A 24,577-nucleotide genomic window follows, 5' to 3' on the forward strand; every position below is an offset into this window, starting at 1 on the left:
TCTCTGTTCTTTTGTGTACTTCACGGCAAACCTCCTGTCCTGTGAGGGAGAATTTCTGTCCGATAATTAATTTCGTACTATCCGTACAGTATACACCGTATGTCCAAAAATTACCCCCTCCGTGTCCTTACCACTTCAGGAGTGCCTTCGGCGCTCCCCTACGGCGTCTTCGGTGAAATAAGGGTGCTATATTTTTATCCCGTTCCTGTATTCAGTACGGTGCTGGTTCTGTCCATTGGCCCGAGACTCGAGACCCTTGCCCCTATCCGTGACCCAATAAAACAGGACCTGCGATTTTAGCAGTCCAGGAATAAAAATTTCACCCCTCCCTCGCTTCCATCATGTATAATAACAGGATATGGATGCAGGAGGGATTGTTATGCGCAGACTGTTTGGAATCCTGGCTTTTTGCCTTTTGATGGTGCTGCCGGCGCCCCGGAGCCAGGCGGCCATGATCAGCCAGAAACAGGAAATCGAAATGGGACAGCAGGTGGCTCAGCAGCTGGAGAACCACTATGGCCTGGTCCAGGATGACGAGATCCAGGACCGGGTGAACCGGATCGGCCAGAAGCTGCTCCAGAACGGCACCCGTCCCGGCCTTACCTATACCTTCAAGGTGCTGAACACCCCGGATGTGAACGCCCTGGCCTGTCCGGGGGGCTTCATTTACGTGTACAAGGGTCTCCTGGATTATATGACCAGTGACGACGAACTGGCAGCGGTGCTGGGCCACGAAATCGGCCATATCGAAAAACGCCACACGGTCCATCAGATGGAACAACAGATGGCCCTGTCCCTCTTGACCCTGCTGGCAGGGGTGGCTTCCGGTGATCCGGGGGCAGGGATGGTGCTGGCCTCCACGGCCAGCCAGGCCCTGCTGGCCGGCTACAGCCGGAAGGACGAACGGGAGGCGGACCAGGAAGGCTTCCGGCTGTCCAACCTGGCCGGGTACAATCCCTACGGGTCCTATGTGACCATGGCCAAACTGGAGGATATGAGCAAGGATATGGGGAATCCGGGGTACGGGCTCTTTGCCTCCCATCCGGAACCGGAAGTGCGGATGGCCAAGGCCCTGAAATGGACGGAGCCCCTGAAAATCCCGGAAAAGGTCACAGTGAAGACCGACGGTACGGCTGCCGTCAGTCTGGGGGACTGGTCTTTTCCCATTACGGAAACCGCCGGCTACGACAAGCCGGAATACCGGGCACGGCTCATGGCCGGGGCCCTGTACCTGGCCTGGAAACGGGGAAACCTGGATGAATCCCATTTCATGACCGTGGACGGGGACCGGTGGTCGGATGTTTATTATGAAGACATCCGGGTGCTCCGGGTCTACCCCCAGGACAACCAGGAAAACGGGAACACCGGGGAACTGGCCCTGAAAATCGCGGCCCGGCTCCAGGCCTGGGCCAAAATCGCCAGGCAGCAGCCGGCTCCCCAAACAGCTCCGCCGGTCCCTCCGGCACCGGCGGCGGAAAAGGAAGGAACCAACCATGAAAAATCTTGAAGCACTGGATCAGGAACCCTATCTGTGGGACTATCTCCAGACGGTCCAAAAGCCCATTGTGCTCTACGGTATGGGCAACGGGGCGGATGCCATCCTGGACCGCTGCGGCCGGCTGGGCATCCCGGTGGCCGGGGTCTTTGCCAGTGATGAATTTGTCCGGGGCCAGGAGTTCCGGGGCTACAAAGTGAAGACCTATAAGGAAATGAAGGCAGAACTGGGGTCTTTTGTGATTCTCATCGCCTTTGCCAGTGCACGGCCGGAAATCCTCCGGCGGTTCTTCCATCTGGGGGAGGAACAGGAAACCTATGCCCCCCATCTGCCCCTGTTCGGGGACACCAACCTGGTGACTCCGGCCTGGATCCGGGAAAACCGGGGAGTGCTGGATCGGGTGTACGGCAAGCTGGCGGATGATGCCAGCCGGCAGGTAATGGAGGATATCCTTCGGTACAAAATCACCGGGAAGCTGGAGTACCTGTCCCGGACCACGGACCGGCGCCGGGATCTGGAGACCCTGTTTTCCTTTACGGATAAGGAAAGCTACGGGGACCTGGGAGCCTACAACGGGGACACCATCCGGGAATTCCTGGAGCTCACCGGGGGCCATTATGACCATCTGTATGCAGTGGAACCGGATCCGAAGAACTTCGCCAAGCTCCAGAAATACGTGGAAACGGAACAGCTGGGCCGGTGCAGCCTATCCCCGGAAGGAATCTGGGCCCAGCCGGCGGAGCTGCTCTTTGCCGCCCGGGGCGGCCGGATGTCCGCCCTGGAACAGAACGGAAAAAAGACCCTGCCGGTGACCTGTCTGGATGATCTGGTGGGGGACCGGCCCCTGACCTGTCTCAAAATGGATGTGGAAGGGGTGGAAAAGGAGGCCCTCTCCGGAGGGGTCCGGGTGATCCGCCGCTGCCGGCCCAAAATGCTCCTGGCAGGCTATCACCACGATGATGACCTGTGGGAGATTCCCCTGGAACTGTGGAACCTGGTGCCGGAGTATAAAATCTATCTCCGACGCCATCCCTATGTACCTTGCTGGGAGATTAATTTTTTCGTGACTTTGTAAAATCTGGGGTGTATGTTACAAAATAAAAAGATGCACAGAAAAAAACGGGGCGAAATGCCCCGTTTCGTTGCTCCCGGGGCCGGGATATGTTAGAATGGAACAATAGACCAAACAGCAATCCCGGAAACAGCAAAGGGAAATCAGAAGGAAAGAAGGATGGAAGAGATGAAGCTGTGGAAGAAAGGGTTCCTCCTCCTGACGGCACTGGCCGTGGGACTGACGGCAGGCTGCGGGGGTACCCAGAAAACAGGGGACAAGAAGAACGTGAAGGTGGGGGTGGTCCAGCTGGTGGAACACCAGGCCCTGGACGCCGCCAACAAGGGATTTGTGGACGGCCTGGCCGCCGGAGGCTTCAAGGAAGGGGAGAACCTGACCCTGGACCGGCAGAATGCCCAGGCGGACCAGTCCAACCTCCAGACCATTGCCCAGCGGTTCGCCAACAACAAGGAGGACCTGATCTGCGCCATTGCTACCCCGGCGGCCCAGACCGTGGCCAATGTGACCCGTGACATCCCCGTTGTGGGCACGGCCATTACCGATTACAAGGAAGCCAAGCTGGTGAAAGATCCGGAAAAACCCGGCACCAATGTGACCGGCACCACGGATATGAACCCCATTGACAAGCAGCTGGATCTGCTGCTGAAGATCGTGCCCAAGACCAGGACCATCGGCATCCTGTACAATTCCAGCGAAATCAACTCCCAGATCCAGGTGAAGAAAATGAAGGAACTGGCGGAAGCCAAAGGGCTCACCGTACGGGAAGCCACGGTTTCCAGCGTCAACGATATCCAGCAGTCCGCCCAGAGTCTGGTGGGCCAGGTGGACGCCATCTACGTGCCTACGGACAACGTGATCGCCTCTGCCATGCCGGTGCTGGCAAAAATCACCAATCCGGCAAAAATCCCGGTGATCTGCGGGGAAGAGGGCGTGGTGAAAAGCGGGGCCCTGGCCACCATCGGCATCGACTACTACAAACTGGGGTACCAGACCGGTCTCATGGCAGCCAAGATCCTGAAAGGGGAAGCCAAACCCCAGACCATGCCCATTGAAAAACAGAAGGACATGAAAGTGACCATCAACGAAACCACGGCGAAAGAACTGGGAATCACCCTTCCGGAAGATGTGCTGAAGGGTGCCTCCCTTGTGAAGTAAAGCAGGAGGGGAAGGATCATGAAGAAAAGTTGGAAGGCAGCGGCCGCTCTGGCCATGATCGCCGTAATGCTGGGAGCAGCCGGCTGCGGCGGAGATACGAAACAGTCCGGAAAGGACAAGACCTATCAGGTGGGGGTCCTCCAGCTGGTGGAACACCCGGCTTTGGATGCAGCCAACAAGGGATTTGTGGACGGCCTGAAATCCAAGGGCTTTGAAGAAGGGAAGAACATCAAGTTCGACAAACAGAACGCCCAGGGGGATCAGTCCAATCTCCAGACCATCGCCCAGCGGTTCGTGAGCAACAAGGTGGACCTGGTGTGCACCATCGCCACCCCGGCGGCCCAGACCATGGCCAACGCCACCAAAGAGATTCCCATTGTGGGCACCGCCATTACCGACTACAAGGTGGCCAAACTGGTGAAGGACAACAACCAGCCCGGCACCAACGTCACCGGCACCACGGACATGAACCCGGTGGAGGCCCAGATCGACCTGCTGGTAAAGATCATGCCCAAAGCCAAGACCGTGGGCTTCATCTACAATTCCAGTGAAGTGAATTCCCAGCTCCAGATCGAACTGGCCAAAAAAGCCGCGGCGGCCCGGGGACTGAAGACTGTGGAAGCCACGGTGTCCAGTGTCAACGACATCCAGCAGGCGGCCCAGAGCCTGGTGGGGAAAGTGGATGCCCTGTACGTGCCCACGGACAATGTGCTGGCTTCCGCCATGCCCAACCTGATCAAGATCACCGACGAAGCCAAGATCCCCGTGTTCTGCGGGGAAGCAGGGATGACCAAGGCCGGCGGGGTGGCCACCCTGGGCATCGACTACTACAAGCTGGGCTTCCAGACCGGGGAAATGGCGGCGGACATCCTGTCCGGCAAGTCCAAACCTCAGAACATGGCCATCCAGTCCCAGAAAACCTTCACCGTGACTCTCAACGAAGCCCAGATCAAGAAACTGGGGCTGACGGTGCCCGATGATATCCTGAAAGAAGCCAAAGGAGCCAAATAACCCATGATCGATCTGTTACTGCCGACTGTTTCCCAGGGCCTTTTGTGGTCTCTCCTGGCCCTGGGTGTTTATATCACCTTCCGGGTACTGGACATTGCGGACCTGACCGTGGAAGGATCCTTCCCCCTGGGGGCCTCTGTGGCCGTCACCCTGCTGGTGAAGGATGTGAACCCGGTGACCGCCATCCTGGCTGCCGCCCTGGCCGGAGGAATGGCCGGGGTGGTCACCGGACTGCTCCACACCAAACTCCGGATCCCTGCCCTGCTGGCTGGGATCCTCACTATGATCGCCCTGTATTCCGTGAACCTGCGGATCATGGGCAAAGCCAATGTGTCCCTGTTGGGGAAGGATACCGCCTTTACCCTGGTGGAAAGCAATTTCGGAGTGGCTTATTCCCAGGCGGTGCTCCTGGTGGGCGTCCTGGCCTGTGTGCTGTTTTCCGTGCTCATGTACTGGTTCTTCGGTACGGAAATCGGGGCGGCCATCCGGGCCACCGGGTACAATCCCCAGATGATCCGGGCCCAGGGCGTGGATACCAACATCATGCTGCTCATCGGCCTGTTCTTCAGCAATGCCCTGGTGGCCGTGGCCGGTGCCCTGGTGGCCCAGAGCAACGGATTCGCTGATGTGGGCATGGGAGTGGGGACCATCGTCATCGGCCTGGCCTCTGTGATCATCGGGGAAGTGTTGTTCGGTACCCGCAGCTTCAAAAATTCCCTGATCTCCGTGATCCTGGGCTCCATTGTGTACCGGCTGGTGATCGCCATTGTGCTCCAGATGGGGATGCCGCCCAATGACCTGAAACTGTTTACGGCGGTGCTGGTGGCCATTGCCCTGAGCCTGCCCATGGTCAAAGGGAAGTTCCAAAGCAGAAAGGCGGGGATCTGATGCTGGACATCAAACATTTATCCAAAACGTTCTTCCCGGGGACGGTCAACGAAAAAAAGGCCCTCACCGATGTGAACCTGCACATGGAACCGGGAGATTTCATTACCATCATCGGAGGCAACGGGGCTGGGAAATCCACCCTCTTGAACTCCATTGCCGGGGTATTCCCCATTGACGGGGGACAGATCCTCATCGACGGGGTGGACGTAAGTAAAATGCCGGAACACAAACGGGCCCGGTACATCGGCCGGGTGTTCCAGGATCCCATGATGGGTACGGCTGCCGGGATGATGATCGAAGAAAACCTGGCCATTGCTTCCCGCCGGGGTAAGACTCCCGGGCTTTCCTGGGCCCTGAAGGACAGCGACAGGGAAAGATTCCGGGAGATGCTGAAGGAACTGGACCTGGGCCTGGAAGACCGTCTCACCAGCCGGGTGGGGCTGTTGTCCGGAGGCCAGCGGCAGGCGCTGACCCTTTTGATGGCCGCCATGAACCAGCCCAGGATCCTGCTTTTGGACGAACATACCGCCGCTCTGGATCCCAAAACAGCAGAAAAGGTGCTGAACATGACCCAAAAGGTCATTGCACGGGACCATTTGACATCTCTCATGATTACGCATAATATGAGAGATGCACTGCGCTTCGGCAACCGGTTGATCATGATGAACGCCGGACGGATCGTGGTGGATGTAAATGCAGAAGAAAAGGCCAAACTGACCATTCCGGATCTGCTGGCCCTGTTTGAAAAAGCGTCCGGCTCTGCACTGGACAACGACCGTATGATGCTCAGCTGAGACATCAGCCAAATTGAGGGGGTTTAAACCGATTATGAAAAAAGTTCCATTTATCACCAAAGCACAGGTGGAAAAACTGGCAGAAAAATATCCGACACCGTTCTATGTCTATAATGAAAAGGGCATCCGGGATACGGTGCGCAGCATCAACAAGGCCTTTGCCTGGAATAAGGGGTTCAGAGAATATTTTGCCGTGAAGGCCACGCCCCTGCCCGGGATCCTGAAAATCATGAAGGAAGAAGGCTGCGGCACCGACTGCTCCTCCTATCCGGAACTGCTGCTGTCCGACGTATGCGGGTTCAAAGGCCATGAGATCATGTTCTCTTCCAACGATACTCCTGTGAAGGATATGCAGGAAGCCTACAAACTGGGAGCCATCATCAACCTGGACGATTTCACCATGATCGATTTCCTGGAACAGGTGGCGGCCATTCCGGAAACCATCTGCTGCCGGTTCAACCCCGGGGGTGTCTTTGCTCTGGGCAACGACATCATGGACAATCCGGGAGATTCCAAATACGGCATGACCCGGGATCAGCTCCGGGAGGCTTTCAAGATCCTGAAGGCCAAGGGGGTGAAGCATTTCGGCATCCATGCCTTCCTGGCCAGCAACACGGTGACCAATGAATACTATCCGGAACTGGCCCGGCAGCTGTTCCAGCTGGCGGTGGACATGAAGAAGGAAACCGGTGTGGCCGTGGACTTCATCAACCTGTCCGGCGGGGTGGGGATCCCTTACCGGCCGGAACAGACCCCCAATGACATTGCGGTCATCGGGGAAGGGGTCCGGAAGGTCTATGAAGAAGTGCTGACTTCGGCGGGCATGGGGAATGTGTCTCTGTTTACGGAAATGGGCCGCTTCGTCACCGGGCCTTATGGGGCACTGGTCACCAAGGTCCTCCATTTCAAACACATCTACAAGGAATATGTGGGAGTGGATGCCTGTGCCGCCAACCTGATGCGTCCGGCCATGTACGGGGCCTACCATCACATTACGGTGCTGGGGAAGGAAAATGAACCCTGCGACCATACCTACGATGTTACCGGGGGCCTGTGCGAAAACAACGACAAATTCGCCATCGACCGGAAACTGCCGAAAATCGACAAAGGGGATTATCTCTTCATCCACGATGCCGGGGCCCACGGTTCTGCCATGGGATACAACTACAATGCCAAGCTGTGGTGTGCGGAACTGCTGCTGAAGGAAGACGGTTCTGTGGAACTGCTCCGCCGGGCGGAAACGGAAAAGGATTATTTCGCCACATTGGACTTCACCGGTCTTTTTAAGGATCTGTAATGAACGGGCAGGAAAAGGAGAAGACCCTCCAGGGTATGCTCCACATTCCCAACTTGAAACTGAAACTGGCTTTTGAAGGGATCCTGGTGGGAATCGCCACCGGTCTGTGCATAACGGTGCTCCGGCTGTGCCTGGGCTTTGTGGCTAAAAACCGGGCCAGGATGGTCACTTTCCTCCAGAATGTACCTCCTGCCTATACCCTGATCTGGGTGGCCTGCCTTTTGCTGGCGGCGGTGATCATCGCCGCACTGGTGCGCTGGGCCCCCATTGCCGGAGGCAGCGGCATCCCTCAGGTCCGGGGGATCGTACTGGGCCTGGAAAAAAGCACCCACTGGGCCCGGGTGATCCTGGTGAAGCTTCTGGATACCTCCCTGGGCATCGGGGCCGGGCTGTCCATGGGCCGGGAAGGGCCTTCGGTGCAGATCGGGGCCATGACCGGCCAGGGCATCGGCAATGCCCTGAACAACACCAACCTGGAAAAACGGGCTCTCATCAGCAGCGGAGCCGGAGCGGGCCTGGCCGCCGCCTTCAACGCCCCCATGGCCGGGGTCATGTTTACCATGGAAGCCATCCACAAGAACCTGTCTGCTGTGGTCATGGCTCCCACTCTGATGGCCTGCATGACCACCACCGTGCTGGTCCACTGGGTTTTCGGGGTGGAGACGGTGCTGGCTATTCCCCCCATGCCCATCCTGCCGGTGGAACTGCTGCCCCAGGTAATCGGCCTGGGACTGGTGTCCGGGTTCATTGGGGTGGCCTTCAACAAAGGCTCCCTGGGCATCGGGAAGTTCTACAGCCTGCCGGTGTTCCGGAAGCCCTGGATGAAGATCGCCTTTCCCCTGCTGCTGACCATTCCCCTCACTTACCTGCTGCCCCAGGTACTGGGAGCCGGGGACGAGATCATCGAAGCCATGGTGAGCCTGGAAGGGACCTTGAGCCTGGTGCTGGTGATCCTCATCGGGAAATTCATCTTCACCATCCTCAGCACCGGGTCCGGTGCCCCTGGGGGCAGCCTCCAGCCCATGCTGGTGCTGGGGTCCCTGGTGGGCGGTCTGTACGGGAACCTGCTGGTCCAGCTGGGAATCCTGCCGGAAGCCTACAGGCAGAACATGGTGGTGTTCGGCATGGCCGGCCTGTTCGCCGGGTCCGTCCGGGCACCGGTCACCGCCATCCTGCTGCTGCTGGAAATGACCGGGCGGTTCTACCATATGGTGCCCCTGGGCATCGTCACTCTTTTTGCCTATGCAGCAGGAGAACTGGTCCATGATACGCCTATTTTCGATGCCATGCTGGAACGGGCCCTCCGGAACAATCCCAAGGTGAAGAACATCCTGGAAGCTCCGGCAGAACAGATGCTGGTGGAAATCGCTGTGGAGGGGGGCTCCCGGGTGGAAGGGAAGACCCTCCAGGAAATCCGCCTGCCGGGACGGGCCCTGGTGGTCTGCGTCCGGCGGGGAGACCAGGACATGATTCCCCAGGCGGATACCGTGCTCCTGGGCGGAGATTACGTGTACATCATTCCCAACCACGCCCGGCTCTATCAGCTGAACCGGCTGTTCAAGACGAAGATGGGGGAGTAAGGGGACGAAGGAATCCGCCTGCGACCCAAGGGGACTGTTGCTCTGCAACAGTCCCCTTTTTCATGGTATAATAAAATTTAGAGTACACGGGAGGTGAATGCCATGGAAGAGGACAGTCTTTTTGCGGCTCCGGCGGAGGAGCCTCTGGCGGCCCGGCTGCGGCCCCGAAACCTGGACGAATTCGTGGGGCAGAAGCATCTTTTGGGGCCGGGGAAGATCCTCCGGAACCTGATCGAAGAGGACAAAATCTCCTCCATGATCTTTTGGGGGCCTCCGGGGGTGGGGAAGACCACCCTGGCCCAGATCATCGCCCATACCACAAAAGCCAATTTCATCAACTTTTCCGCAGTGACCAGCGGCATCAAGGACATCCGCACGGTGATGCAGCGGGCCGATGACAACCGGCGGTTCGGGGCCCGGACCATTGTATTCGTGGACGAAATCCACCGGTTCAACCGGGCCCAGCAGGATGCCTTCCTGCCCTTTGTGGAAAAAGGGGCCATCATCCTCATCGGAGCCACTACGGAAAACCCTTCCTTTGAAGTGAACGGGGCGCTCCTGAGTCGCTGCAAGGTGTTTGTGCTGAAGGCCCTGACCCAGGAGGACATCAAAGGGATCCTCCAGCGGGCCCTGAAGGATCCCCGGGGCTTTGGCAGGGATAAGGTCCATCTGGAGGAAGAGAACCTGGACTTTCTGGCCCGTCTGTCCAACGGGGATGCCCGGTCCGCCCTGTCCACCCTGGAAATGGTGGTCCTCAACGGGGAACGGAAACCGGACGGAATCCATATTTCCCGGGAACTGATCGAGCAGTGCACCGGGAAAAAGGCCCTGCTCTATGACAAATCCGGGGAAGAACACTACAATCTGATTTCCGCCCTCCACAAATCCATGCGGAATTCCGACCCGGATGCGGCGGTGTACTGGCTGGCCCGGATGCTGGAAGCCGGGGAAGATCCCCTGTACATTGCCCGGCGGGTGGTCCGGTTCGCCAGCGAAGACGTGGGCATTGCGGATTCCCGGGGGCTGGAGATCGCGGTGGCGGCCTATCAGGCCTGCCATTTCATCGGCATGCCGGAATGTTCCGTAAACCTGACCCATGCGGTAATCTATCTGTCCATGGCCCCAAAATCCAACGCCATGGAACTGGCCTACAATGAGGCCAAAGCCGACGCGGTGCAGCATCTCAACGAACCGGTGCCCCTCCAGATCCGGAACGCTCCCACCAAACTTATGGGAGAACTGGGGTATGGGAAGGGGTACCAGTACGCCCATGACACCAAAGAGAAAATGGCAGCCATGCAGTGTCTTCCGGACGGGCTGAAGGACCGGAGCTACTACCATCCCACGGAACAGGGGCTGGAGGCCCGGTACAAGGAGCGGCTCCGGCAGATCAAGGAATGGAAAAAGCAGCACGGTCTGTAAATGCAATAGAAAGAGCACAGATTTGTCATGATTTTGTTACATTATTTCAATAAGATAGAAATTGCGTGAAAGAAGGAATGGTTATGATTCTTGGCATTGGTGTGGATATCCTGGAAGTGGGCCGGATGGAACGGGCCCTGAAGCAGCCTGGGTTCAAGGAAAAGACCTTTACCCAGGATGAAATCGCTTACTGCGAAACGAAAGGGGCCCACAGCGTGGAATCCTATGCGGCCCGGTTTGCGGCCAAGGAAGCCCTGGGCAAGGCCCTGGGCACCGGGATCCTGCCGGGACAGCTCCAGCAGGTGGAAGTGCTCACCGATGAAAAGACGGGAGCCCCCCGGCTCCATCTTATGGGTCAGCTCCGGGTGGCGGCTCTCACCCGTCAGGTGGAGCGGGTCCATGTAAGTCTCAGCCATACGGCGGAAAATGCCATCGCCCAGGTACTGTTGGAGGAATAAGATGAAACTGATTGCAAGTGCAGCCATGAAGAAAGTGGATACCAAGGCCATCGGGGAAATGGGAATCCCGGAAGCCGTCCTGATCGAAAACGCCGGCCGTGCAGTGGCCGACGCCGCCCTGGAACTACTGGGGAATCCCCGGGAAAAACGGGTGATCCTGCTGATCGGCAAGGGGAACAACGGGGGAGACGGCCTGGCCGCCGCCCGGTTCCTGCTGAAGCGGGGAGCCCTGGTGACCCTGGTGCTGGCGGAAGCCCCGGAAAGTTTCGGCCCGGGAGCCGCTCTCCAGTACAAGATCTGCCAGAGCTTCCCCTTCACCATCCTCCAGTGGGAAAAGGACCAGAATGAGGTGCTCCAGGCCTGCGCCCAGGGGGATCTGTTCATTGATGCCCTGCTGGGGACCAGTTTCCACGGAAAAGTCCGGGAGCCTATCCGGTCCCTTCTGGAAACCCTCCAGATGGTGCCGGTGCCGGTATTGGCGGTGGACATCCCCAGCGGGGTGGAAGCGGACCACGGGTATACGGACCTGGCCCTCCATGCCCGGGCCACCGTGACCATGATCGCCCCCAAACCGGGACTGTACCTGTATCCCGGTGCCGGATATACGGGAAAGATCATCCTGGCGGACCTGAATACGCCCCCTTCCCTGGTGCTGGAAGCGGAAAGCTCTGCGGAACTTCTCACGGAAGACCTGGTCCGCCATGTGCTGCCCAAACGGCCTCCCAATGCCCACAAGGGCATGAACGGCCGGGTGGGGATCCTGGCCGGGAGCCTGGGCTACGCCGGAGCGGCGGAACTGTGCTCCAAGGCGGCAGTCCGGGCAGGCGCCGGCCTGGTGACTCTCTACACCCAGCCGGAAGTGCTCCAGCCTCTCATCATCAAATCCACGGAAGTGATGGTGCGGCCGGTGACGGAAGCCAGCCTGAAGGCCTTCCGGGCCTATGATGTGGTGGCGGCGGGTCCGGGAGCCGGGAAAGCCCCGGAAACGGTCCAGTATCTCCGGGAACTGCTGCCCCAGCTGGACCAGCCCCTGGTGCTGGATGCGGACGGGCTCAATGCCCTGGCCGGGGATGATGTCCTGCTCCGTTCCCTGAAAAAGAAGATTTTCACCCCCCATCCGGGAGAAATGGCCCGGCTGCTGGGGAAAACAGCGGGAGAGATCCTCCAGGATCCTGTCCAGGCGGCCCGGGAAGGGGCGGCCAGATGGGACGCTGTGGTGGTGCTGAAATCCACTCCCACAGTGGTGGCCCTGCCCAACGGCCAGGTGTTCCTCAACACCACTGGCAATGAAGGGATGGCTACAGGAGGCTGCGGGGATGTGCTTACCGGCACCATCGCCGCCCTCCTGGGCCAGGGGCTGGATCTGGGCCAGGCGGCCTGCTGCGGGGTCTATCTCCAGGGGCTGGCCGGGGATCTGGCGGCCGGTCACGGGAAAATCGGCCTGGCGGCCGGAGACCTGGTGCTCCAGCTGCCGGCAGCTCTGGAAAAAGTCAGAAAGGGATGAAAAATGGCCGGCCCGCCCACAGCGGACGGCACGCCGGCCTGATTTGCATGAACCCTGGGAAAGTGTTACAATGGCCGGGTAGTCTGGGAGGCAGGGGAAACCGTCTGCGTCCCAAGAGGAGGTTCCAACGTGTTCAAAAAACTGCTGTTATTATTTTTCTGTCTGGTGGCATGCCTGGGAACGGGAAATGCACAGGCAGCATCCAAAATCCAGGATGTGGTGTACGGGGTCAATCCCAACGGACGGCTGCGGATTGTCCTGGATACCAACCAGGCAACGAAATATAAGACGGAAATGCTGGACAATGAACTGCGGGTCACCGTGTACGGCAACCTGAAATCATCCATTCCCCGTGTCACTACCCCCAAGAAGGCCACGTACGTTTCCAAGGTGTACCTGGAGCGGAAAGTCAATGCCACAGTGGTCCATGTGATGATGAAGAAGCCCCTCCAGAAGGGGATGTTCAACGTGTTCAGCCTGAAGGCGGACAAAGTGGCCAAACGGCCCACCCGGGTAGTGGTGGATGTGATTGCGGCACCGCCTCAAAAGACCTTCACCCCCAAACGGACCAAGCGGCCTTCCAGCTCGCCCTGGCAGCCCACCCGTCCCAAACCCAGTTTCGGGGACACCTACTCTGTGGTAGGGGGCATCAAGGGGAAACGGATCACCCTGGACGCCGGCCATGGGGGCACGGATCCCGGGACCCACGGGCTGGTCACCGGAACTTATGAAAAGGACATTACCCTGCCCATCACCAAAAAGGTGAAGGCCCTGCTGGAAAAGAAAGGGGCTATTGTCTACATGACCCGGACCACCGACGTGGATGTGTACGGGCCGGACGCCACTGATGCGGAAGAACTCCAGGCCCGGGTGGATGTGGCGGAAAACAGCCATTCTGACATGTTCATCAGCATCCACATCAATGCCAGTGAAAACACCAGTGTAGGGGGCTTTTCCACCTACTACCATCCCAAGACCAAGTACGATATCCAGGTGGCCCAGTGCATCCAGGATCAGCTGATGAAAACTGCCGACGTGGATGATCTGGGAGTGCGGTACGCCAACTTCTACGTGAACAAACGGAGCACTATGCCCGGGGCTCTGGTGGAATGCCTGTTCCTGACCAACCGGCGGGAGGAAAAGCTCCTGATTTCCGACTGGTTCCAGAACAAGGTGGCCAACGCCATTGCCGACGGTATCGAAGACTTCTACAACCAGCATCAAGGAGGCTGATCCCATGGAAAAAAGACTGACCCGCTGGACGGCGGTGTTCCTGCTGCTGGGGGCCATGGCCTTTTTGGGAGGCTGCAGCAGCTCCAGTACCACCGTCCATCCGGACAACCAGAAGGAAACGGCGGCTGCGGGCCAGCAGGCCGGCAAAACGGCACCCCAGGCGGCATCCCAGACCCTGTACCGGGCGGGCAAAGGGGGCAAACTGAAGGCCCAGACGGTCCAGCTGTCCGGAAGCCGGGACAAGCTGCCCCTGCTGGTACTGAAGGAACTGGTGGAAAAGGCACCCCAGGGAGACACCACCTTCCCCAAAGGGACCAAGGTGAACAAGGTGACGGTGAAGGGCAAAACCGCCACCGTGGACTTCAGCCGGCAGTTCCAGACCCGGCGGGGGGACCATGACACCCTGCTGATGCTTTACGCCGTGGTGGATACCCTTACCGAGTTTCCGGAAATCCAGAGTGTGAAATTCACCGTCAAGGGAAAACCGGTTACGGTGCTGGGAGGCCAGGACCTGACGGATTCATTGAAACGGGACAAAAAGTATATACAGTGAGAAAAAAGAGGGTGTTGCACGTGCTGTGCAACACCCCCTTTTTGTCAGCAGCCCCTTGCTTCCATTCCCCTTTTTCCGGTATAATAAATATATTTGACACAATTCACTGCAGAAAAACTTGTGAAAGGGAGTGGAGCCATGCATATGGAATGGGGAACGCTGGCTGCTCTGGTTCTGTATTTCGGGGTACTGATCGGAATCGGTGTGGGCACCTACAAAAAAGACGAAAACATGGAAGGCTATGTACTGGGAGGACGGGGACTGGGACCCTGGGTCACCAGCATGAGTGCAGAGGCCTCGGATATGAGCGGATGGATGCTCATGGGACTGCCGGGCTATGCCTATCTGGCAGGCATCAGTGCCTTCTGGATCGCCCTGGGACTGATCCTGGGGACATGGGCCAACTGGGCCATTGTGGCCAAACGGCTCCGGGTGTTCACCCAGGTGCTCCACAATTCCATCACCCTGCCGGAGTACTTTGACAACCGGTTCCAGGACCGGCAGAAGAAGCTCCGGGTGGCTTCCTCCATTTTCATTTTCATCTTCTTCCTGATCTACACTTCCTCCAGCTTTGTGGCCGGGGGCAAGCTGTTCAACTCCGCCTTCGGGCTGGACTACCACACCTCCCTGTTCATCACCGGAGGCATCGTGGTGTTCTACACCCTGGTGGGGGGCTTTTCTGCCGTGTGCTGGACGGACCTGTTCCAGGGTTTCCTGATGTTCTTCTCCATCCTGCTGGTGCCGGTGACTGCCATGTACTATATGGGCGGGGTGGAACCCACCATGGCCCGGCTCCACACCATCAGCCCCAACTATTTCAGCCTGATCGCCGGGGCTGACGGCAGCCATCTGGACCTGGTGGCCATTCTGTCCCTTTTGGCCTGGGGCCTGGGGTATTTCGGCCAGCCCCACATCCTGGTGAAGTTCATGGCCATCAAGACCTCCAAGAGCATTCCCCAGGCCACCCGCATCGCCATGGTGTGGGTGGTGATCTCCCTGGCCATGGCAGTGCTGGTGGGGCTCACCGGCCGGGTGTACCTGGGAGACATCCTGAAAGGGACGGAAGCGGAAACCGTCTTCATCCGCATGAGCGACGACTTTTTCGACCCCTTCATCGCCGGGGTGATCACCGCCGGCATCCTGGGGGCCATTATGAGCACTTCCAGCAGCCAGCTGCTGGTCACCGCCTCCTCCGTGACCCGGGACTTCTATGAACCTCTCATCAACCCGGATGCCTCTCCGGCCACCATGGTCCGGCTCAGCCGCATTATGGTGGTGGTGGTGTCCCTTCTGTCCATGTACCTGGCCCTGGATCCCAACAGCATGATCCTGAACATCGTGTCCTACGCCTGGGCCGGGTTCGGCGCCGCCTTCGGGCCTATGATCCTCATGTCTCTGTACTGGCGGCGGATGACCATGAACGGGGCTTTTGCCGGGATCGTGGCCGGTGGCGTCACGGTGCTGGTGTGGAAGAACTTCTTTTCCTGGACCGGGATCTATGAAATCATCCCCGGGTTCCTCCTGTCCCTGGCCGCCATTGTGCTGGTGAGCCTTATGGACAAAATGCCGCCCCAGGAGATCCTGGACGAATATGACGAAGCGGACCGGATGTATCACCTGGAATAAAATCCTTGCCTTTTGGGCCGCTTTAATATAAAATAAACAAGAATAAGGCAAGACAATTTATATTTTTTGCTGACAGAGACTACATAACGAATCCGAATGAGGGCTTGCTCCTTCGCCGCGCTGATGGTGCTGGCTTGCACAGGGGCAACCCTCTACTTTTGTGGAGAAAGCCATGATACCTGTAAAGATTACCATCCACAGTGAAACCGTGGGAGCCGGCGCAGCAGACCCTGCCACCCTGGTGGCCTTCGGGCAGCTGGCGGAAAAAGACGGCACCACCTATGTCCGGTACGAGGAATCCGAAGTCACCGGCATGGAGGGAACCCGCACCACCCTGAAATGGACGGAGGATACCCTGACGGTAATCCGGCATGGCCGTTATGAACATCGGCAGCAGTATGAACGGGGCCGGAACAGTTCGTTTCAGTACAGGACCCCGTATTTTACTGTTCCCATGACGGTCTTCACCAGGGAACTGGCCATTGAAAAGCGGAACCATGGGTGGCAGGTCCGGGTCTTCTACGACCTGGAAATGGACAGCCAGCCCAATGGAAGCATTCGTTTGCAGATCGAGATTGAGGAGGAAGAAAAGCGTGGACATGAAGAAAGTACTGGCGGAGGCCGTGGCCGCCGCCGTCCGGAAGGCCATTGAGGCAGGGAAGCTGTCCCAGGGGGAGATGGCCCCGGTGGTCCTTACGGTACCGCCCCAGAAGGCCTTTGGTGATTTTGCCACCAACTTTGCCCTGCAGGCTGCCCGTAATTTCCACTGTGCACCCCGGGTGATCGCTGCTGCGGTGCAGGAATTCCTGGACTGCCCCAGTGTGGAAAAGGTGGAAGTGGCCGGTCCCGGATTTTTGAACTTCTACCTGAAGGAAGACTGGCTGGGTGAATCCCTCCGGGCCATCCTGGACAAGGGCGAGAACTACGGAAACCTGCCGGCCAAGAACGGGGAAAAGATCCAGATCGAATACGTCAGCGCCAATCCCACCGGTCCTCTTCATGTGGGCCACGGAAGGGGAGCGGCTGTAGGCAGCGCCCTGGCCAATCTGATGAAGGCCGCCGGCTACGATGTGACCCGGGAATACTACATCAATGATGCAGGGAACCAAATGCACAACCTGGCTCTTTCCGTGAACGCCCGGTACCTGGAGCTGTTCGATATCCCCTGCGAATTCCCGGAAAACGGATACCATGGGGAAGACATCAAGGTAACCGCCCGGCGGATCAAGGCCAAATACGGGGACAAATTCATCCATATGCCGGAAGCAGAACGGCTGGAACAGTTCCAGAGCATTGCCAAGGAAGAAAAACTGGCGGCCCTGAAGGAAGACCTGGAAGCCTTCCACTGTGAATTCGACGTGTGGTTCAGCGAACAAAGCCTCCACGATGCAGACAAGATCCATCAGGTGGTGGATGAACTCCAGGAAAAAGGCTATGTGTACGAAAAAGACGGAGCCAAGTGGTTCAAATCCACTGCCTTCGGAGACGATAAAGATCGGGTGGTGATCCGGGACAACGGGGTTTCCACTTATTTTGCCGCGGATATCGCCTATCACCAGAACAAGTTCCAGCGGGGCTTCGACCGGGTGATCAACCTGTGGGGCGCCGACCATCACGGGTACATTCCCCGGGTGAAGGCGGCCATGGAAGCCCTGGGCTATGATCCCAGCCGGCTGGAAGTGCTGATCCTCCAGATGGTGGCCCTGTACCGGAACGGGGAACTGGTGAAGATGAGCAAGCGTACCGGCAAAAGCGTTACCCTCAATGAACTGATCGAGGAAGTGGGCACCGATGCGGCCCGGTTCTTCTTCATCATGCGGAGCATGGACAGTCAGCTGGACTTCGACCTGACCCTGGCCACCGAACATTCCAACGACAACCCGGTGTACTATGTGCAGTACGCCCATGCCCGGATCTGCAGTATCCTGCGGCAGATGGAAGAAGAAAAGATCACCCTCAAAAAAGACTGTGACCTTTCCGTATTGAAGGAACCCATTGAAATCGACCTGATCAAGAAACTCAATGACTATGAGGAACTGATCGATACGGCGGCAGCCGAACGGGCACCCCACAAGATCGCCCACTATGTGTACGATCTGGCCGGGCTGTTCCATTCGTTCTACAACCAGTGCCGTGTCCTGGGCGTGGATCCTGCACTCCAGCAGGCCCGTCTGGCATTGATTACAGCTGTGGGCAATACCCTGCGCCACGGTTTGAAGATCCTGGGTGTCAGTGCACCGGACCATATGTAAAGTTGGGCGAAAGCCAGAAAAAGGGAGGAAGAAAATGACCAAGTATATTTTTGTAACGGGCGGCGTGGTGTCTTCTTTAGGGAAAGGGATTACGGCGGCTTCTCTGGGACGTCTGCTCAAGAGCAGAGGCTACAAAGTCACCATCCAGAAATTCGATCCCTACATCAACATCGACCCGGGTACCATGAGCCCCTACCAGCACGGGGAAGTGTTCGTCACTGACGACGGGGCGGAAACGGACCTGGATCTGGGCCATTATGAACGGTTCATTGACATCAACCTGACCCGGAACTCCAATGTGACCGCAGGCCGGATCTACCAGTCCGTGATCAACAAGGAACGCCGGGGCGATTATCTGGGCCGCACGGTACAGGTCATTCCTCACATCACCAACGAAATCAAGGAACGGGTCTACCGGGTTGGCCGGGAAGAAAATGCGGATTTCGTGATCACTGAAATCGGCGGCACCGTAGGGGATATTGAATCCGAACCCTTTATGGAAGCCATCCGCCAGGTCAAGAAGGATGTACCCAAGAACGATGTGCTCTACATCCATGTGACCCTGGTGCCCTACATCAGCGGCGCCGGCGAACTGAAGACCAAACCCACCCAGCACAGCGTCAAGGAACTCCGGAGCATCGGCATCACCCCGGATATCCTGGTGTGCCGGAGCGAAAAGGAAATCAGCAAGGAAATGCGGGAAAAGATTTCCCTGTTCTGCGATGTGGATGTGGACGCCGTGTTCCAGTCCATCACCGCTCCCAGCATCTACGAAGTTCCCATGCTGCTGGAAGACCAGGGCATGGACAAAGTGGTCCTGCGGAAACTGGACATGGAAGACCGGCCCAAGGACATGGACGCCTGGCACGCCATGGTGAAGAAGATCCTGGCTCCCCATTCCAAGAAATCCACCATTGCCGTGGTGGGCAAATATGTGGAACTGCCCGATGCCTACATCAGCATCGTGGAAGCCCTGAAACATGCCAGCTATTTCCATGACGCGGATGTGGACATCGAATACATCAACGCTGTGGACCTGGAAGATCCCAAAGCGGACTTTGCCCAGATCTTCAAAGGCGTGGACGGGATCCTGGTGCCCGGGGGCTTCGGCGACCGGGGCATCGAAGGGATGATCCTGGCAGCCAAATATGCCCGGGAAAACAAAATCCCCTTCTTCGGGATCTGCCTGGGGATGCAGTGCCTGGTCATCGAATATGCCCGGGACGTGTGCGGCATGGCCAAAGCCAACTCCACGGAATTCGACGAAAACACTCCGTACCCGGTGATCTACCTGATGCCGGAACAGATGAGTGTGGAAATCAAAGGCGGCACCATGCGGCTGGGGGCTTATCCCTGCAAGCTGTATCCCGGTACCCTGGCAGAAAAGGCCTACGGCACCGATATGATCAGCGAACGGCACCGTCACCGCTACGAAGTGAACAACGAACTGCGGGATGAACTGTTCAGCCACGGTCTGGTACTGGGGGGCACCCTGCCCAACGGGAAACTGGTGGAAATGGTGGAACTGCCTACGGATGTACATCCCTGGTACCTGGGGGCCCAGTTCCATCCGGAACTGAAATCCCGTCCCACCAATCCCCATCCTTTGTTCAAGGCCTTCATCGCAGCAGCGTTGAAGTATCATAACCATTGATTTCTGCAGGAATAGCGGTTACAATGATAAGGCAATGAAAATTGCCGAACAAAATTGGGAGGCGTATGGAATGAACAGAGAATTATCCATGGAATTTGTCCGTGTAACGGAAGCCGCAGCGATTGCCAGTGCCCGTGGCGTTGGCCGGGGCGACAAGAATGGCATCGATCAGCTGGCTGTGGATGCCATGCGGAAAATGTTTGATACCGTCCACATCAACGGCACGGTGGTCATTGGCGAAGGGGAAATGGATGAAGCCCCGATGCTGTATATCGGTGAAGAAGTAGGGGCCGGCGGTCCGGAAGTGGACATTGCCGTAGACCCGGTGGAAGGGACCAACCTGGTGGCCAAAGGCCAGAACGGTGCCATTGCCGTGATTGCCATTGCTCCCAAAGGCTGTCTGCTCCATGCGCCTGACATGTATATGGATAAAATTGCCGTAGGTCCCCGGGCCAAAGGCTGCATCAACATCGACGATCCGGTGAGCGTCAACCTGGAACGGGTGGCCAAGGCTCTGAACCGGAACGTGAACGACCTGACCGTAGTGGCCCTGGACCGTCCCCGTCACCGGAAGATCATTGAAGAAGTCCGTGCTGTAGGGGCCCGGATCCGTCTCATCAGCGACGGGGATGTGGATCCCATCATCGATGCCGGGATCGAAGGCACCGGTGTCCACATGTACATCGGCCGGGGCGGTGCTCCGGAAGGGGTACTGGCTGCCTGCGGGCTGAAATGCCTGGGCGGCGACATGCAGGCCCGTCTGGTTCCGGAAAACGAAGACCAGGTGGAACGGTGCCGGAAGATGGGCATCGAAGACACCAAGAAGATCCTGACCATCGACGACCTGGTCAAAGGGGATGACTGCATGTTCACTGCAACGGCCATCACCAACTGCGACATGCTCCGTGGGGTTAACTACTTCGGCAACGGCGCCCGTACCCATACCATCTCCATGCGGTATGCCACCGGGACCGTCCGTTTCATCGACGGTGTACACACCTTCGACCGGAACAACATCAGCATTAAACTGTAATGGAAGGGGGCTGTTGCATAAGCAACAGCCCTTTAAGCATTGACGGGGATTCTGCACATATTTTTTATGGGCAGAATCCCCCTTTCCCTATTTCCATAAAGAGAGAATTCTATGACAAATCAACTGACGAAACTGCTGCAGCAGGAAAAAAATGTCCAGGATGCAGCCGGGCTCTGGAAGAAGAACGCCGGCCCCATCCAGCTTACCGGCCTCACAGGATCTGTGAAAGCCGGGTTTTTGTGCGCCCTGGAGGAAACCCTCCAGCCGGCCCGGCCTCTGGTGATCCTGACGGTGAACCGGGAAAGCATCCGGGCCCAGCGCCGGGAACTGGCCTATTTCTATCCGGATCTGGCCATGCGGGAACTGTATCCGGCCAGCCTGATCCACGGCCAAGTGGATACCCGGAACGAACAGATCATGGCGGAGCGGGCAGCGGCCCTGGAAATGATCGTCCGGAAAGAACCGGGGATCATCTTTGCCACCGCCGAAGCCGCCATCCAGAAACTGCCGGCCCCGGAATCCCTGGTCCGGGAAAACCTGAAACTGGCAGTGGGCCAGGAAATCGGCCAGGACCTGGTGGTGGAAAAGCTGGTGAAAGCCGGCTATGAACGGACGGAACAGGTGGATACCCTGGGCCAGGTGGCCGTCCGGGGGGACATCCTGGACGTGTTTCCCATCAACGGCAAGGATCCGGTGCGGATCGAATGGTTCGACAACACCATCGATGCCATGAAGCATTTCAACCTGGACACCCAGCGGAGCATCGGCGCCATCAAACAGGTGGGAATCATGCCCCTGGCGGTCCAGAGCCAGGAAGTCGGCGCCTCCCTGTTCCAGTACCTGTCCCCGGACCAGCTGGCGGTGCTGGATGAACCGGCAGCCTTTTTTGAAGAATGCCGGAAAAGCTTCGGGGACAACCGGGAATTTGCCGACCAGCTGCTGGAGGCGGAGACCATGCTCCTCCAGGCCGGGGAATGCCACCTGGTGACGGTCAGTGATCTGGGCCATCCCTATTTTCCGGAAGCCCCCAAACTCCATGTCCAGGTCCGGGCCATGGCCCCCTACAACAAGAACACCGACCTGCTCCAGAAAGACCTGAAGGGCTGGCTGGACCAGGGAGTCCATCCCCTGATCATGATGGGGACCCGGGACAAGGCGGCAGGCCTGGCGGAAAGCCTGAAAGGGGCGGGCCTTCCCATGGCCTTTGCCGGCCAGCTCCAGGAAGTGCCGGACCAGGGAGGAGTGGTCTTCCAGGGAAGCCTTACCAACGGGTTCTATTTCTGGGATGAAAAATGGCTGCTGCTTACCGAAAGCGACATTTTCGGCATGCAGAAAAAACGCCGTCTGGTGAAATCCAAGGGAAAGGGACCGGCTCTCAACTATTTCTCCGACATCAAGGTGGGGGATTACGTGGTCCACGATGTACAGGGCATCGGCCGGTACATGGGGGTGGAAACCATTGAAGTGAACGGGGTCCACCGGGACTATCTCCAGCTCCAGTATGCCAAGGGGGACAAGCTCCACGTGCCGGTGGAACAGGTGGGGCTCCTCCACAAATACGTGGGCAACGAGGGCACCCCTCCCAAACTGTCCAACATGGGCCGGAAAGACTGGCAGAAGACCACCCGGAAGGCCCAGAAGGCCATTACCATCCTGGCCACGGAACTGCTCCGGCTCTATGCCCAGCGGAAAATCACCCCGGGCCATGCCTTTGCTCCGGATACCCACTGGCAGAAGGAATTCGAGGACAGTTTCCCCTTTGAGGAAACCCCCGACCAGCTGAAAGCCATCGCCGAAATCAAGGCGGACATGGAAAAGCCCGTACCCATGGAACGGCTCCTGTGCGGGGACGTGGGCTATGGGAAGACGGAAGTAGCCATCCGGGCCGCCTTCAAGGCGGTCATGGACGGGAAACAGGTGGCGGTGCTGGCCCCCACCACAGTGCTGGCCCAACAGCATCTCCTGACCTTCTCCCAGCGGATGGGGTCCTTCGGAGTCCGGGTGGAAATGCTCAGTCGGTTCCGGACCCCCAAACAGCAGAAAGAGATCATGGAAAAGGTGGCGGAAGGCAAAATCGATGTGCTCATCGGAACCCACCGGATCCTGAACCCGGATGTGGAATTCCACGACCTGGGGCTTTTGATCATCGACGAGGAACAGCGGTTCGGGGTGGCCCAGAAAGAAAAAATCAAACAGCGCAGTGCCGGCATAGACGTACTGACCCTGTCCGCCACCCCCATTCCCCGGACCCTCCACCTGGCCCTGGTAAAGGGACGGGACATGAGTATCATCGAATCTCCTCCCGAAGACCGTCTGCCGGTGGAAACCTATGTGGCGGAATACGATGACGGGATGGTCCGGGAAGCCCTGGAACGGGAAATCCGCCGGGGCGGACGGATCTATTACGTCCACAACCGGATCGAAGGGCTCAGCCGGATCGCCGCCCATCTCCGGGAACTGGTCCCTGGGATCACCATCGGTATGGCCCACGGACGGATGAGCGAGGACGAACTGGAAGACGTGATGCTGGGCTTCTACCACGGGGATTTCGATGTGCTCCTGTGCACCACCATTATCGAAAACGGCCTGGACGTGCCTCTGGCCAATACCATCATCATCGACGGTGCGGAAAACTTCGGCCTCTCCCAGCTGTACCAGATGCGGGGGCGGGTGGGACGGTCCTCCCGGCTGGCCTACGCCTATTTCCTGTACAAAAAGGACCGGGTACTCAGTGAAGTGGCCCAGAAACGGCTCCAGGCCATCCGGGACTTTACGGAACTGGGGGCCGGGTTCAAAATCGCCATGCGGGATCTGGAAATCCGGGGCGCCGGGAACCTGCTGGGGGCGGAACAGCATGGCCAGATTGCCGGAGTGGGTTTCGACCTGTACTGCCGGCTGCTGGAAAAGACCATCAACACCCTCCAGAACGGGGGGAACCCGGACGAACCCATTGCTCCGGATCCGGTGATTGAAATGAAGCTGGATGCCTACATCCCCGACGACTACATCGACAATCCCCGGTACAAACTGGAACTGTACCACCGTCTGGGAGACATGAAGTTCGAAGACCGGAATGATCTCATGGACGAGATCATCGACCGGTTCGGCACTCCCCCCACCCAGGTGGAGAACCTGTGGCGGGTGGCGGCACTCCGGGATCTGTGCCGGAAGCTGCGGATCACCGGGGTGGCGGTGCGGCCGGGAGAAATCCGGATCACCTTCGATCCCCACAGCAAGGCCAATCCCGATGTAATCCAACAGCTGATCCGGGACTATGTGCCCCGGGCCACCATGAAGCTGGGGCCCCAGCCCCAGTTCGTGCTGAAAACCAAAGGCATGGAGGAACAGCCCCTTTCCTGGCTGGAAAAGAATCTTCCCCGTATGCTATAATCCTTTGAGTGAAGAGTGAAGAGTGAAGAGTGAAGAGTGGAAAGGTGTACCATATATTTAGACAGTAGAAAGCGTGACTTTTCTGGAGGAAGGAGCGTCTTTATGAGAAGTCAAAAAAAGTACACCAAGGATTTCAAAATCCAGGTATGTAAACTTGTTT

The 24,577-nt window shown here is 58.1% G+C and carries 19 protein-coding genes; all 19 read left to right on the forward strand.

Annotated elements, in window-relative coordinates; translation table 11 throughout:
* The first annotated feature begins 379 nt into the window (after positions 1–379).
* The gene (locus tag FX155_RS10895; RefSeq protein ID WP_154488695.1) at positions 380–1,507 is read left to right on the forward strand and encodes a M48 family metallopeptidase; all 1,128 of its coding nucleotides are present in this window, start codon (positions 380–382) and stop codon (positions 1,505–1,507) included.
* On the forward strand, positions 1,494–2,570 hold the full coding sequence (locus tag FX155_RS10900; protein ID WP_154488696.1) for an FkbM family methyltransferase: 1,077 nt from the start codon (positions 1,494–1,496) through the stop codon (positions 2,568–2,570). The genes FX155_RS10895 and FX155_RS10900 overlap by 14 nt, the downstream gene beginning before the upstream one ends.
* Positions 2,571–2,726: 156 nt before the next feature.
* A complete protein-coding gene (locus FX155_RS10905; RefSeq protein ID WP_154488697.1) occupies positions 2,727–3,722 on the forward strand; it encodes an ABC transporter substrate-binding protein in 996 nt (331 codons plus the stop codon).
* 18 nt (positions 3,723–3,740) lie between these two features.
* On the forward strand, positions 3,741–4,733 hold the full coding sequence (locus FX155_RS10910; RefSeq protein ID WP_154488698.1) for an ABC transporter substrate-binding protein: 993 nt from the start codon (positions 3,741–3,743) through the stop codon (positions 4,731–4,733).
* Between the two features lie 3 nt (positions 4,734–4,736).
* Positions 4,737–5,621 carry an ABC transporter permease gene (locus FX155_RS10915; protein ID WP_154488699.1) on the forward strand — a complete coding sequence of 295 codons (885 nt, stop codon included), beginning with the start codon at positions 4,737–4,739 and terminating at the stop codon, positions 5,619–5,621.
* Positions 5,621–6,415, forward strand: coding sequence for an ABC transporter ATP-binding protein (locus FX155_RS10920; protein WP_022486743.1), 795 nt, complete (start codon positions 5,621–5,623; stop codon positions 6,413–6,415). Before FX155_RS10915 ends, FX155_RS10920 begins: the two co-directional genes overlap by 1 nt.
* A gap of 34 nt (positions 6,416–6,449) precedes the next feature.
* The gene (locus FX155_RS10925) at positions 6,450–7,712 is read left to right on the forward strand and encodes a diaminopimelate decarboxylase family protein (protein WP_154488700.1); all 1,263 of its coding nucleotides are present in this window, start codon (positions 6,450–6,452) and stop codon (positions 7,710–7,712) included.
* Positions 7,712–9,292: a ClC family H(+)/Cl(-) exchange transporter gene (locus FX155_RS10930; RefSeq protein ID WP_154488701.1), complete on the forward strand. Its 1,581-nt coding sequence runs from the start codon at positions 7,712–7,714 to the stop codon at positions 9,290–9,292. The genes FX155_RS10925 and FX155_RS10930 overlap by 1 nt, the downstream gene beginning before the upstream one ends.
* A 102-nt stretch (positions 9,293–9,394) precedes the next feature.
* The gene (locus FX155_RS10935; protein WP_154488702.1) at positions 9,395–10,714 is read left to right on the forward strand and encodes a replication-associated recombination protein A; all 1,320 of its coding nucleotides are present in this window, start codon (positions 9,395–9,397) and stop codon (positions 10,712–10,714) included.
* An 83-nt stretch (positions 10,715–10,797) separates the two neighbouring features.
* Positions 10,798–11,172, forward strand: coding sequence for a holo-ACP synthase (gene acpS / locus FX155_RS10940; protein ID WP_022486739.1), 375 nt, complete (start codon positions 10,798–10,800; stop codon positions 11,170–11,172).
* Position 11,173: 1 nt separating this feature from the next.
* Positions 11,174–12,676 (forward strand): NAD(P)H-hydrate dehydratase, encoded by a 1,503-nt coding sequence (locus FX155_RS10945; protein WP_154488703.1) that lies wholly within the window; start codon positions 11,174–11,176, stop codon positions 12,674–12,676.
* 129 nt (positions 12,677–12,805) lie between these two features.
* Positions 12,806–13,909 (forward strand): N-acetylmuramoyl-L-alanine amidase family protein, encoded by a 1,104-nt coding sequence (locus tag FX155_RS10950; protein WP_022486737.1) that lies wholly within the window; start codon positions 12,806–12,808, stop codon positions 13,907–13,909.
* Between the two features lie 4 nt (positions 13,910–13,913).
* Positions 13,914–14,462 carry a GerMN domain-containing protein gene (locus tag FX155_RS10955; RefSeq protein ID WP_154488704.1) on the forward strand — a complete coding sequence of 183 codons (549 nt, stop codon included), beginning with the start codon at positions 13,914–13,916 and terminating at the stop codon, positions 14,460–14,462.
* A gap of 138 nt (positions 14,463–14,600) precedes the next feature.
* Positions 14,601–16,088, forward strand: coding sequence for a sodium/proline symporter PutP (putP, locus tag FX155_RS10960; protein ID WP_022486735.1), 1,488 nt, complete (start codon positions 14,601–14,603; stop codon positions 16,086–16,088).
* Positions 16,089–16,260: 172 nt separating this feature from the next.
* Entirely contained in the window at positions 16,261–16,740 is a 480-nt protein-coding gene (locus FX155_RS10965; RefSeq protein WP_022486734.1) for a DUF1934 domain-containing protein, read from the forward strand.
* A complete protein-coding gene (gene argS / locus FX155_RS10970) occupies positions 16,682–18,340 on the forward strand; it encodes an arginine--tRNA ligase (protein WP_022486733.1) in 1,659 nt (552 codons plus the stop codon). Before FX155_RS10965 ends, argS begins: the two co-directional genes overlap by 59 nt.
* Before the next feature lie 34 nt (positions 18,341–18,374).
* Complete coding sequence (locus tag FX155_RS10975) at positions 18,375–19,994, forward strand: CTP synthase (RefSeq protein WP_022486732.1); 1,620 nt, start codon at positions 18,375–18,377, stop codon at positions 19,992–19,994.
* Positions 19,995–20,064: 70 nt separating this feature from the next.
* Positions 20,065–21,027: a class II fructose-bisphosphatase gene (glpX, locus tag FX155_RS10980; protein ID WP_022486731.1), complete on the forward strand. Its 963-nt coding sequence runs from the start codon at positions 20,065–20,067 to the stop codon at positions 21,025–21,027.
* Between the two features lie 111 nt (positions 21,028–21,138).
* Positions 21,139–24,417 (forward strand): transcription-repair coupling factor, encoded by a 3,279-nt coding sequence (gene mfd / locus FX155_RS10985; RefSeq protein WP_154488707.1) that lies wholly within the window; start codon positions 21,139–21,141, stop codon positions 24,415–24,417.
* Positions 24,418–24,577: the final 160 nt, after the last annotated feature.

Source organism: Acidaminococcus fermentans, from assembly GCF_009696675.1.
Classification (GTDB): domain Bacteria; phylum Bacillota; class Negativicutes; order Acidaminococcales; family Acidaminococcaceae; genus Acidaminococcus.